An 11,820-nucleotide genomic window follows, 5' to 3' on the forward strand; every position below is an offset into this window, starting at 1 on the left:
GCATTGTGTTTATTGGCCAATTGCTTTTTCCATTAAGATACGCCAAACATTCATATGCAGCCATTCGTCGTAATTCATCAACTCTTCGTGCTGGGGCATTTGCACTGTTTTGGGGATTTCAAAAAACGGAGTGCCGTTTTTCATGGCGCTATCTACAGCGGCGTATAAATCTTCGAAATACTGGATTTGCAGATCCAGATCTTTTCTGGTTCCGATTGGGCGGACGTGCGCCATGAGCAACTGGTCAAAATCCAGTTTTTCCATTTCGTACAAGGTTTCAAGCCAAAGTTGGGGTTTCGCATCCGGAAGATAGGCGTACAGCACACGGTCAGGAACTACCAGGTCTACCGTGAAAACTGTGTTATATTCCGGAAATCGAAAAACGGTCATGCCGTCGCCGTGATTTTTACTGTAGTAGTACAGTTCGATATCTTTCCCTCCAAGTGAAAAAACACTTTGATGATCGTTCCAGAGAGAATCCGGACTTACCACTTTCTCGTTTGGCGACATATTTTGAGCAGCTAATGTATGAGCGATAAACTTAGCTCCCTGATCTTTGTAAATTTTGCCGCCTGAATTGTGATCCCAATGATTATGGCTGTATATCACATATTTGACTGGCAAATTGGTGTGCCTGCGAATGGAATTCATGGTTTCAGCAGCAATGCGGTCGTTTATGGGGTCAATCACAACAACACCTTCCGGAGTAATGTAATACAAGGAATAGACGCGATCGCCAACCATATAAAGGCTGTCTTGCGCCTGGTATTCTTTGATTTCAGTCTGGGCAAATACACTGTTTACCAGGAGCAACAGCAATACTAAACAGCTATATTTTATCATTTTACTTTTGTCTTTACAGAATAATTGAATTTGATTTCTGAAGCTTAGAGAATTTCTATGCTTTGTCGAATTTTAGGATTGAACGAAGCTTTTAGTTTCTCTAGTCCCTGATACCAACGAAAAACACTCCTGATTGTTCTGCAAAAATTTTCGCTTGTTTATAGCACAGTGCAGACTCTACACTTGAATTCGTTAGCGCAGCCAGTTGATTTGGTTGCTTAAAAGACGCTAGGGAAAAAAAGTAGCCCGACAGGCTTGCCGAATTTGTGATTGTAGAACCGATTCGTTGCAGAGCGACTATTTCTTTACAAAATTGATCGTGTAGTTTTTATCGTTTCCATAAATTTTGTAGAATTCGAAACCTGAATTTTCGAATAAGTCTTTGACCTCAGAAATCGTCAATTTATCCGGATCTCCTGCCAACTCCGATATCGAGATTATCCCGTCTTTTTTCATCAGCCGATAGAACTCCCTGATGTAGTCTTGTTTGTTTTCAATTTCACCGATGACGGTTACCATAAAGATTCTGTCGAAAGACTCGTCCTGCAGGTCAATTTTTTTCCCGTCGCACAGGTAGTAGTCGACGTTTTCAATTCTCTTTTTCTGGATGCGTTTTCTGGCATATTCGAGCATTTCTTGTTGAATATCAGCCAAAACCAATCTGCCTGTTTGCAGTCGTTTGGCTATTGGAATGCTGAAATAACCGGGGCCGGGCCCAACTTCCAGTACACTTGAGTCTTCTTTTAATTCGAGCCTCATTATCAGTTGCTTTGGCGAAAGAAAAATATTCCGCAAGGGAAGCAATAATGTAAAGGCCATTTGGTGCGGAAAAACTCCTTTAGATGCAAATCGGTCTACGACATTTTTTGTTGTCACTTTATTCTAATTTGGCTGTTACTTTATTTTATGACGGATTGGCAAACCTGTGTAAGTGTGCACATGTTTAATCCCCACAATACGGTGTCGTCCCTACCTTGCTTCAGTTTCTCTTGAGCTTATTTTTTTTCTTCGTTTGTATCATTTCCCCGGTTTTATAGGTCTCCCTGAACTGAATTATCCGCAATTTCGCCAGGTTGGAAATTTGATAAATATAGTCGATGAATGCGATGAATTCTTCATGCTCTTTTGTCGGCAGACCAGCTTTAATTAACTTATCGAGGTAGGAGTGAGGGTTATTGTATTGAATCGTTTGATGGGTTTTATTGTCAAAAATTTCAACGGTATAAACGCCCCCGTCCAGGATGGAGGAGAAGAAATCCCGGTTCTTAAAACGATAAGTGTATCCATCTTTGGATAGTAATAATTCGATCTCATCCTGATTCGGAATTTTTGCGTCAATAAAATGGTTCAGTTTATTTTCAAATTCTTTCCAGTCAATTGATTTCTTTATTGAATCCTGAAACGCGAACGTGGTTTGGTCATCGAGGAACTTGAAATAGCCTAGCCTGTAATTCCAGTTGTGGTCAAAATTCCGCGTAATTTGAACGAGCTTGTCCGGATAGAAAAAGTCGCAAACCCACAATCGTAGTTCATATTGAATAGAGTCTGAGATAATTTCCCGTTCCAGTTCAGTTCCTTTGGCACAGTCCAAAAGAAGCTCTTCATCGCTTTTGGCGGTAAACGTGTTCTGCCCGTTAACTGTTGCCGAAAACAGAACTAGGATAATTACGATGTAGTTGGTTACATTCATTGAGTTGTTGTATGCGGTAGGATGTTGTTTTGAACTTCGTAGAGCATTTTGAGAATCTGCAGACGGTGCATCACTAAACCCGGGCAGCAATATTTACTTTGTTTGGGGTGGATTTTTTATTTAATCAGAATTTTGGTTTTGATCTTTCAAATTTCTTTTGTCTTTCCACTCGCTATATTCACTATTTGTAAAATAAACAATTGTTTCAGCGATACGCCCTGTTATGGCTAGTAATAGGAATAACAAACCTAATCCTATTATTAGAAATATATTCTCATACTCTTTAATTGATTCAATATTTGAAATGTATTCTCGGATTTGAGAAATAAGAAGACCACTAACAAAAAATGATGGTAAAAAACTGAATAGTCCGAAATAAATAGACTTTTTTCTATAACTGATTATTTCATCAGGACAAAAAAAGAAAGTTATGGTTTTTCTCATCCTGTAAATTGGAATCAAACAAATTGCCACAAATAAGTATCCCAGAATTTCCATCACCAGCGAATTTTTTACTTAAGACAAAATTTACCTCTCGTTTTTTAATTGTTTTTTTCAATTGCTCTGTCTACTGCATCTACAAGTCTTGTTTTCAACTCCTGATTCATTTTAGCTTGTGAAATTTCTTTTTTGGTCGATTTGAAAATAATGTTTCCAAAATCATTGGTTTGCATTATCTCTTTGGCTTTTACACCAATCCAATTCCAAGCTTTATTTATCGTAGTAAGCATGTTTTCTTATTTAAGTACAACGAAAAATTGGATGTTGCGTGGCGTTTGCGGTGAGGGTCAGTGTCGACCGAAGGAAGACCTGACGCGGGATGCAACGCTACGCACACGCGGACACCCGCCATTCAATATTCCAAAATGTTACCGTTAGTTATTTTTTATTCTTCCCAATCGCCAAATGTAATTATGGAAAGTGTGTCGTTTTTAAATTTATATTTGGTGTAATTATCACCTCGCTCATCTTTACAAACAGAAATCTGGTTGATTTTATTAATCGTTGAATCAGTGAATTGAAAGTAGTAATTAATTAACTCTGTTTTATTCATTCCTATTTTAATTCCACTTTTTAGTCTTATGTGAGGATTAGTAACTTGTCCCTTCCCAAGGAAAAGTTCTAAATGGTCAGAATATTCTGATTTCCATTTTACTAGTCTTACCGTGTCTTTGTCTTTACTAAAAATAATTGTTTTCGACCCTCCTTCAGTCACTTTTGTAATTTCATAACCTGTCAAGTAACTTGAAATGTCATGCTCAATTAAGAATCCAAACGGGTTGTACAATTCGTCTAAACAGCATAAGCTAACTGTAGAATCCTTAAAGGCCAAGAAATATCGGTTGAATTCTCCTTCAGGAGGGTTCTCTTTTATTTTCTCTGATTTTAAAGGTGCTGTTTTAACGTTTTCGTTTATTAATTCTACCTTTTCCATTATGGCTGTGTTATACAGGTTTGTATCACTTAAAGATTTATTCGATTTCTTTTCTTCACAACCTATAAAAAGAAGCAATATGGATATGAATAAAATGGTCTTTTGCATCTTGGTTTTTAATTAACGGTAACGTTTCAGTAAACGCAATTGTCTTTATTTTCCTTAGATCTGTTTTATGCTATTGTTCTTTCCATGCCAAATTGGAGTGGAAAAGCAAAATTCCACTTTTTTGTTTTCCAATTTACAAAACGTTACAAAAGATATAAGTCGGTCAGTACAATTTGACATCGTTCCAAATAAGCGAAGCGGTTGGTTTGTTGGAGTAGTGTTATTGGGGTTTCTCGGAAGATTCCCGTTCGACCAGTTTGGTTTCAAGGATCACGGTTTCGGAAAGTGCGGCCGAGTGCAGGCGTTTGAAAAACAATTCAGCGGTTTTTTGGCCCATCTCAAAAGTGGGGTGGGTGACCGAGGTTAGCGGCGGATCGACAACGGTGGAGTGAAACTCGTCGGTGAAACCCACAACACCCATGTCGTGCGGGATGCGGAGCCCTGCAGTTTTGATCGCTTTCATGAGGCCAAAGGCAACCGTATCGTTAATGCCGAAAACAGCATCCGGTGGAATGGGAAGCTGCAGCAGTCGGTTCATCGCCGCCTGTGCCGACTCGAAGGTTAAGTCACAGGTTTCAATTAGCGCAGCATCAATTGGCAGTCCGCAGGCTTCGAGACCGGTCAGGTAGCCAGCCATGCGCTCTTTGGAAATACTCAGGTTATCGGGCCCCGAAACGTAAGCAATCCGTCGATAGCCTTTCGAATAAAAATGGGCAACTATTTTCTGTGAAGCGTCTGCATTGTCGGCAATTACCGCCGAAATCTGATTCGTCAGGCAAACCCGGTCAAACATCACCAGCGGAATATCAGCCTTCAGCAACTGCTCGAGATGTTCGGTGTTCGTGGTTTCTCGGCTCATGCAGATGATCAGTCCTTCAACCCGGGCCTGCAACAGGTTAGCGATCGATTCCTTTTCCTTTTCGAGCTTTTCGTTCGAGCTGGCAATCACCACGAAGTATCCCTTCTCTTTGGCAACACTTTCAATGCCCGAGATAATCGACGAGTAAAAGTGCGTCACCAGGTCGGGCACGATAATGCCAATCATTCGTGTGGCCTGTTTCAGCAGTCCCATTGCCAGTGGATTGGGGCTGTAGTTACGCTCGGCAGCCAAACGTTTCACCTTCTTCCGGACTTCCTCGCTGATGTCGGGATGGTCTTTCAAAGCCCGGGAAACCGTTGAAATGGATACATTCAACTCCCGGGCCAGATCTTTCAGTGAAACGTGTCTTTTACTCATGTCCGAATTCTTGTTTCACAAAAATAATCTTTTCGACCTTTTAGCCGATCGAAAGTCGTAAAGGTGCTGTGTTTTAGAACATTTTTTCAGTTCCGCAAAGCTTTGCGGAAAGCTTTGCATGAAAACGACTTGTGTTCAAAGCTTGGTAAACGAGCGGATTTCAGCCACATTTGCAGGAAGAAGAACATGAATGATGAAATTTAAACGCTACTGTAAAACGCTCATGCTTCAGAATGATCCTCAGTTGATCGAAGCATACCTGGCTGTTCACGCCAAAGGAAATACCTGGCCAGAAATCGGACAGGGAATGAAAGAAGTCGGAATCCTTGATATGGAAATCTACCGGCACGAGAACCGCCTGTTCATGATTATGGATACCGTCGCTGATTTTGATCACGACAAAGCCATGGCCGAGTTGGCGACAAAACCGCGTCAGGGCGAGTGGGAGGCTTTTGTGTCCCGTTTTCAGGTGACTTCGGAGTCGGCAACGGCAGATGAAAAGTGGCAGCTCATGGAACGAATTTATGAACTGGACCAACAAGAGGACTACAAGGCAGAAGATGGCCAGCAAAAAGAAATTTAGCATGAAACCAACGACACTAGGCTCAACTGATCTGATTTGTCCCCCGATTATTTACGGTACCAGCTACCTTGGGAACCTTTACCGCGAATTATCGTGGGAGGAAAAACTCTTGCTGATGCAGGAATGGTTCCGGGTTTCGGATGGTAAGGTGATGATCGACAGTGCCGGTAAATATGGCGCCGGTCTGGCTTTGGAGGTTATTGGTAAAGGTTTGCTCGAATTGGGCATTTTACCACGACAAATTACCATCAGCAATAAACTGGGCTGGTACCGGGTACCGCTTGAAACGGAAGAGCCAACGTTTGAGCCGGGAGCCTGGGCAAATTTGGAATACGACGCCGTGCAGCGCATCAGCTACGATGGTATTCTGGATTGCTGGAAGCAGGGATGCGAGTTGCTGGGAGGCATTTACAAGCCCGAAGTGGTTTCGGTGCACGATCCCGATGAATACCTGGCTGCGGCTTCTGATGAAGCAGATCGTGAAAAGCGGTTGGAAGATATTTTGGGAGCCTACAAAGCTTTGTTCGAACTGAAGGAAAAAGGCGAAGTGAAGGCGGTTGGGATTGGCTCCAAAGATTGGCTGGTCATCAAAGAATTGTACGAGAACGTGAAGTTCGACTGGGTGATGTTTGCTAATAAATTTACCGTTTATCACCATCCGAAGGCCATTGTCGATTTTCTGAAACAGCTCGGTGACGACGGCGTTGGCGTGATTAATTCAGCCATTTTTAACGCCGGCTTTTTAACCGGAGGCGACTATTTCGATTACCGGCTGGTGAGCACAGAAAACCCGGATGACAAGCCTTTGTTCGACTGGCGCGAGAAGTTTTTCGCTGTTTGCGAGCAATTTGATGTTACTCCCGGCGATGCTTGCCTGAAGTTTGCCTTGTCGGCTCCTCAAATCCAAGCGGTTGCTTTAAACCCAAGTAAACCGAGACGCATGTTGCACAATAAAGCGCTGCTTGATATGGAGTTTCCGGCTGCATTTTGGGAGGAACTAAAAGCGCAGGGAATTGTCGACTCTGAATATCCTTACCTCTGAAGATCTGTATTCTGAGAATTAGAAAGGAGAGCGAACAAATTGATGCTGAATATTTAAACTCGAAACTCGAAACTCAAAACTGACGACAGCCAACTAAATCTATGATTATTGATACACACCATCATTACTGGAATTACAATCCGATCGATTTCGACTGGATTGACGATGACATGGCTGCTATTCGGCGCAGCTTTCTGCCTCAAGATTTAAAGTCGACCTTGAAAGACACCGGCGTAACCGGTGTTGTTTCGATTCAGGCTCGGCAGTGTATGGAAGAAACAGATTGGCTTTTGAAAATGGCTGCCGAAAACGAATTCATGAAAGGAATTGTTGGCTGGTTGCCTTTGGCTTCCGAAAACATCGATGAACTCTTGGCTCAGTATAGCCCGAATAAATGGTTGAAAGCCGTTCGGCATGTGGTGCAGGGAGAACCCGATCCCGAGTTTATTCTGGGAATGGATTTTAACCGCGGCATTTCTCAGCTGAGAAACTACGGATTGGTGTACGATATCCTGATTTTCGAACACCAGTTGCCGAACACCATTCGCTTTGTCGATCAGCATCCCGATCAGCAGTTTGTGCTCGATCATAATGCCAAACCGCGAATCAAGGCGAATGAACTGGAGCCTTGGGCAAAAAATATCCAAGAGCTGGCGAAGCGCGAAAATGTGTGCTGTAAAATCAGTGGCATGGTAACTGAAGCTGATTTTAAAAACTGGACGGAAGCACAACTGCAACCATACCTGGATGTGGTGCTGGACGCTTTCGGCCCGGAACGTCTGCTCTATGGCTCCGACTGGCCGGTGTGCTTGGTCGCTTCCGAATACGCTAATTGGCTAGACTTGGTCAAGCGAAATCTGGCTCGTTTGAGTGCTGACGAGCAACAAATGATATTCTGTAAAAACGCCGAAAAGGTGTATCAACTCGAAACTCAAAACTTATAACTCGAAACTGATAAACTGAAACTGATGAAAGCAATTGAAATAACCAAAGCAGGCGAGATGCAGCTGGTTGAGCGCGAAATGCCTCAAATGGCTGCCGGCGAAATTCTGCTCAAGCTAAAATATGTGGGCTTTTGCGGCTCCGATTTAAGTACTTACCTTGGCAAAAATCCGCTGGTTCAATATCCACGCATTCCGGGGCACGAGATTTCGGCTGTCATTGAAAAAATTGGGGATGCGGTTCCCGATTCGTTCACTGTAGGACAATCGGTGACAGTTGTCCCATATACCAATTGCGGGCAATGTACGTCGTGCAAGCAGAAGCGTTTCAACGCCTGTCGCTACAATCAAACTCTGGGAGTACAGCGTGACGGCGCGATGGCTGAATACATTACAGTACCCTGGCAAAAAGTGTTGAAGGATGAAGCGCTTTCTGATGTCCAGTTGGCTTTGGTTGAACCAATGACTGTTGGTTTCCATGCCGTTGACAATGGCAAAGTAACCGATTTGGATACGGTGATGATCTTTGGATGCGGAATGATCGGAAGCGGTGCCATTGTGCGTGCCAAACTGCGTGGGGCAACGGTAGTTGCTGTCGATATTGATGATTCAAAATTGGCAATCGCCCAGCAATTGGGTGCCGACTATGTCATCAATTCAAAAGACCAGATTTTACATGAAGAACTGGAGAAAATCACGAATGGTGATGGACCGACCGTTGTGATTGAAGCCGCCGGGAATCCGATCACTTATAAATCGGCAATCGAGGAAGTGGCTTTTGCAGGCCGGGTGGTTTGCATCGGTTATGCCGGAAATGAGGTGGCTTTCCCAACCAAGTTGTGGGTGCAAAAAGAAATGGAAATCATGGGCTCCCGCAATGCCAATCCAACAGACTTTGAGGCGGTAATGAAATATTTGAAGCAGAGTAGTCTGGATGAGAATGTGTTGATTTCGCGGACTGTGGAGCCGGAACAAGCGCCGCAAGCCATGAAAGACTGGTCGGAAGCACCGGGAAAAATCCTCAAAATTTTAGTGAAGTTTTAAAAATTAATTTATGAAAATCGGGTATCCTTAAGCAGAGAAAGGATCACCGATTTTTATTTTGTAAACGTTTTCACGCTCTCGTCTTGTTGCAGCAGATTTAATTCAATAATTTCGAAAGCGGATTTTAACGGTTTTAGCAATGAACGATAAACAAACGCTTACTCTTTTACTAATTCTATTTTTGTCAGCTACTACTTTTGGACAGGTTTCGGTGGGAGGACTCACCTGCGAACTACTGAAAGATCCGGCGGGAATTGAAATACTTCAGCCTCGTTTGGGCTGGAAAATAGAAAGTGATCAGCGGGATATCCATCAAACAGCTTTCCAGATTTTGGTAGCATCCACAGCCGAAAAGTTAGCTGCGGACGATGCTGATTGCTGGAATTCAGGGAAAATAGACAGTGACCAATCGCAGCTAATTTCTTATTCAGGGAAGGAGTTGCAAAGCGCTGACAATTGCTTTTGGAAAGTGAAAGTTTGGACGAATAAAGGTGAAAGCGAATGGAGCGAGCCTGCCCAATGGAGCATGGGCTTGCTGTATTTTAAAGACTGGCGCGCCCGCTGGATCGGATTCGACAAGGCTTTCCCCTGGGATGATGACTCATTCCATGCTCGTCTTTCGGCCCGCTATTTCCGCAAAGAATTCAATCTGAAAAAGGCTATTCAGGAAGCCAAAGCCTATATCATTGGCCTGGGGCTTTACGAGTTGTCGCTGAATGGTGAGAAAGTTGGTGAATCGGTTTTGGCACCTTCGCCTACCGATTATCATGAAAACATCAAATACAATATTTACGACCTGACGGATGAGTTGAAGAAGGGCGAAAACGCTCTTGGTGTTGTGGTTGGAAACGGTCGCTACTACGCGACACGTCAGCACTACAAAGGCTATAAAATCAAAAATTTTGGTTTTCCGAAATTGCTGTTCCAGTTAGTGGTGAAATATACCGACGGGACAACTGAATACGTTATTTCGAACAACAGTTGGAAAGGAACAGCTGATGGCCCTATTCGTTCCAACAACGAATACGACGGCGAAGAATACGACGCGCGCAAAGAAATGCCGGGATGGGATACGGTTGGTTTCGATGATAGCAACTGGCTCGAACCGGAATACGTAGAGCAGCCGGATGGAAAATACGAGGCGCAGCTCAATACGAATATGAAAGTGCTAAAGGAAATCAAACCAGTTTCGGTTCGCGAGCAAAGCCCTGGAAAATACATCCTTGACTTGGGACAAAACTTTGCCGGCTGGCTGCACCTGAACGTGAACGGCAATGCCGGAGATACGATTACGATGCGCTTTGGTGAAATTCTGCAAGACGACGGTGAGCTTTTCACCACGAACTTGCGCGATGCACAGGCAACAGCGCAATACATTGTGAGGGGAGCAGGCGTCGAAAGCTGGGAACCTAAATTTGTTTATTACGGATTCCGCTATGTTGAAATTACCGGCTGGCCCGGCAAACCGACAGTCGATGATTTCATCGGGAAAGTGGTTTCGGATGACATGGCGGTTCACGGAACGTTTTCAACATCGAATGCAATGATCAACCAGATTTACCACAACGCATACTGGGGCATTCTCAGCAATTACAAAGGTATGCCGGTTGACTGCCCGCAGCGCAACGAGCGCCAGCCCTGGTTGGGCGACCGAACCGTTGGGTGCTACGGCGAAAATTTCATCTTCGACAATGCCGCTTTGTACCGGAAATGGGTCGATGACATTGCATACTCGCAAAAGCCAGATGGAACCGTCAGCGATGTGGCGCCGGCTTACTGGCGCTACTACAGCGATAACATGAGCTGGTGCGGAACCTTTTTGATGGTTGCCGACATGCTCTACCAACACACGGGCGATACCGAACCAATCATTAAGCATTATGCAGGCATGAAAAAGTGGCTCAGCTACATGGAAGCGCGTTACCTGGAAGATGGCATCATGACCAAAGACAGCTATGGCGACTGGTGCGAACCGCCCGCAACCATTGAAGAAGGGCGGGGTAAAAGTGCTGACCAAAAGTACCCGAGTGCATTAATTTCAACCGCCTATTATTATCATTATTTGGAGCTGATGCAGCGATTCGCAAAACTAAGCGGTAATGAGCAAGATATTGCAGGCTATCAGGAGCAAGCTGGAAAAGTGAAAGATGCCTTTCAAATAACCTTCTACAAAGCAGAACAGAAAGGTTACGGCGATAATAAATTAACCGAAAATATTCTGGCTGTGGCCATGGGCTTGGTTCCGGATTTGAAGAAAGAAGAAGTCGTTGGAACCATCGTGAAAACCATTGAGGAGACCAACAACGGGCACCTGAGCACGGGTGTGATTGGTACGCAGTGGATCATGCGCACACTGACCGAAAACGGCCATGCTGATTGGGCCTGGAAACTGGCAACAAATACCACTTATCCAAGCTGGGGGTACATGGTGGAGAATGGTGCGACAACAATTTGGGAGCTTTGGAACGGCAACACTGCAGCGCCCAAAATGAACTCGTACAACCATGTGATGATGCTGGGCGACTTGCTAATCTGGTTTTACGAAGATCTGGCAGGAATTAAATCCAGCGACCAAGCGGTTGGCTATAAGCAAATAGAGATGAAACCGCAGCTAATTGAAGGACTGGATTCTGTAAATGCCTCATATAAATCGCCTTACGGAACCATTGCCAGCAGTTGGACGAAGACCAAGAAGAAATTTGAGTGGAGCATTTCGGTTCCGGCTAATACAAGCGCTTTGGTGTCTATTCCGGCCTCTTCGCTGAATGACATCAAGGAGAGTGGAAAAGCAATTGCCGGTAATGCTGCTTTCAACGTTGTGAAAACAGAGGATGGCCGTGTTGTACTGGAAGTTGGATCAGGCAGCTACCACTGGACATCAAAATTGTAGTAGAAAG

At 44.0% G+C, this 11,820-nt stretch carries 12 protein-coding genes; 5 read left to right on the forward strand and 7 right to left on the reverse strand.

All coding sequences use genetic code 11. The annotated features are described in order from the left end of the window. Positions 1-9: 9 nt before the first annotated feature. From BC643_RS01045 to BC643_RS01075, 7 genes are all read right to left on the reverse strand, one after another. Positions 10-843, reverse strand: a complete 834-nt coding sequence (locus tag BC643_RS01045; protein ID WP_120271324.1) for an MBL fold metallo-hydrolase — start codon at positions 841-843, stop codon at positions 10-12. A 297-nt stretch (positions 844-1,140) separates the two neighbouring features. Beyond that, positions 1,141-1,662 carry a class I SAM-dependent methyltransferase gene (locus BC643_RS01050; protein ID WP_120271325.1) on the reverse strand — a complete coding sequence of 174 codons (522 nt, stop codon included), beginning with the start codon at positions 1,660-1,662 and terminating at the stop codon, positions 1,141-1,143. A gap of 160 nt (positions 1,663-1,822) precedes the next feature. Next, positions 1,823-2,533 carry a hypothetical protein gene (locus BC643_RS01055; RefSeq protein ID WP_120271326.1) on the reverse strand — a complete coding sequence of 237 codons (711 nt, stop codon included), beginning with the start codon at positions 2,531-2,533 and terminating at the stop codon, positions 1,823-1,825. Positions 2,534-2,653: 120 nt separating this feature from the next. Further along, positions 2,654-3,031: a hypothetical protein gene (locus tag BC643_RS01060; RefSeq protein WP_120271327.1), complete on the reverse strand. Its 378-nt coding sequence runs from the start codon at positions 3,029-3,031 to the stop codon at positions 2,654-2,656. 44 nt (positions 3,032-3,075) lie between these two features. Then, positions 3,076-3,264, reverse strand: a complete 189-nt coding sequence (locus BC643_RS01065) for a hypothetical protein (RefSeq protein ID WP_120271328.1) — start codon at positions 3,262-3,264, stop codon at positions 3,076-3,078. Positions 3,265-3,419: 155 nt separating this feature from the next. Continuing rightward, positions 3,420-3,968 (reverse strand): hypothetical protein, encoded by a 549-nt coding sequence (locus BC643_RS01070; RefSeq protein WP_147377099.1) that lies wholly within the window; start codon positions 3,966-3,968, stop codon positions 3,420-3,422. A gap of 328 nt (positions 3,969-4,296) precedes the next feature. Then, positions 4,297-5,313, reverse strand: coding sequence for a LacI family DNA-binding transcriptional regulator (locus tag BC643_RS01075; protein ID WP_120271330.1), 1,017 nt, complete (start codon positions 5,311-5,313; stop codon positions 4,297-4,299). 190 nt (positions 5,314-5,503) lie between these two features. On the opposite strand from BC643_RS01075, the gene BC643_RS01080 reads away from it, so the two are divergent. The 5 genes from BC643_RS01080 to BC643_RS01100 all read left to right on the forward strand — a co-directional run bounded on the left by BC643_RS01080 (position 5,504) and on the right by BC643_RS01100 (position 11,813). Next, complete coding sequence (locus BC643_RS01080; protein WP_245994831.1) at positions 5,504-5,896, forward strand: L-rhamnose mutarotase; 393 nt, start codon at positions 5,504-5,506, stop codon at positions 5,894-5,896. A gap of 1 nt (position 5,897) precedes the next feature. After that, a complete protein-coding gene (locus BC643_RS01085) occupies positions 5,898-6,938 on the forward strand; it encodes an aldo/keto reductase (RefSeq protein WP_120274088.1) in 1,041 nt (346 codons plus the stop codon). Between the two features lie 101 nt (positions 6,939-7,039). Further along, entirely contained in the window at positions 7,040-7,882 is an 843-nt protein-coding gene (locus BC643_RS01090) for an amidohydrolase family protein (RefSeq protein WP_120271331.1), read from the forward strand. 24 nt (positions 7,883-7,906) lie between these two features. Further along, the gene (locus tag BC643_RS01095) at positions 7,907-8,923 is read left to right on the forward strand and encodes a zinc-binding alcohol dehydrogenase family protein (protein ID WP_120271332.1); all 1,017 of its coding nucleotides are present in this window, start codon (positions 7,907-7,909) and stop codon (positions 8,921-8,923) included. A gap of 139 nt (positions 8,924-9,062) precedes the next feature. Beyond that, entirely contained in the window at positions 9,063-11,813 is a 2,751-nt protein-coding gene (locus BC643_RS01100) for an alpha-L-rhamnosidase (protein WP_120271333.1), read from the forward strand. Positions 11,814-11,820 lie beyond the last annotated feature (7 nt).

It is taken from the genome of Mangrovibacterium diazotrophicum (genome assembly GCF_003610535.1).
Lineage (GTDB): Bacteria > Bacteroidota > Bacteroidia > Bacteroidales > Prolixibacteraceae > Mangrovibacterium > Mangrovibacterium diazotrophicum.

Bases quoted from the DNA above. Each gene is read 5' to 3' on its own strand.
- BC643_RS01045 (WP_120271324.1), bottom strand. From the start codon at position 843: ATGATAAAATATAGCTGTTTAGTATTGCTGTTGCTCCTGGTAAACAGT.
- BC643_RS01050 (WP_120271325.1), bottom strand. From the start codon at position 1,662: ATGGCCTTTACATTATTGCTTCCCTTGCGGAATATTTTTCTTTCGCCA.
- BC643_RS01055 (WP_120271326.1), bottom strand. From the start codon at position 2,533: ATGAATGTAACCAACTACATCGTAATTATCCTAGTTCTGTTTTCGGCA.
- BC643_RS01060 (WP_120271327.1), bottom strand. From the start codon at position 3,031: ATGGAAATTCTGGGATACTTATTTGTGGCAATTTGTTTGATTCCAATT.
- BC643_RS01065 (WP_120271328.1), bottom strand. From the start codon at position 3,264: ATGCTTACTACGATAAATAAAGCTTGGAATTGGATTGGTGTAAAAGCC.
- BC643_RS01070 (WP_147377099.1), bottom strand. From the start codon at position 3,968: ATGGAAAAGGTAGAATTAATAAACGAAAACGTTAAAACAGCACCTTTA.
- BC643_RS01075 (WP_120271330.1), bottom strand. From the start codon at position 5,313: ATGAGTAAAAGACACGTTTCACTGAAAGATCTGGCCCGGGAGTTGAAT.
- BC643_RS01080 (WP_245994831.1), top strand. From the start codon at position 5,504: ATGATGAAATTTAAACGCTACTGTAAAACGCTCATGCTTCAGAATGAT.
- BC643_RS01085 (WP_120274088.1), top strand. From the start codon at position 5,898: ATGAAACCAACGACACTAGGCTCAACTGATCTGATTTGTCCCCCGATT.
- BC643_RS01090 (WP_120271331.1), top strand. From the start codon at position 7,040: ATGATTATTGATACACACCATCATTACTGGAATTACAATCCGATCGAT.
- BC643_RS01095 (WP_120271332.1), top strand. From the start codon at position 7,907: ATGAAAGCAATTGAAATAACCAAAGCAGGCGAGATGCAGCTGGTTGAG.
- BC643_RS01100 (WP_120271333.1), top strand. From the start codon at position 9,063: ATGAACGATAAACAAACGCTTACTCTTTTACTAATTCTATTTTTGTCA.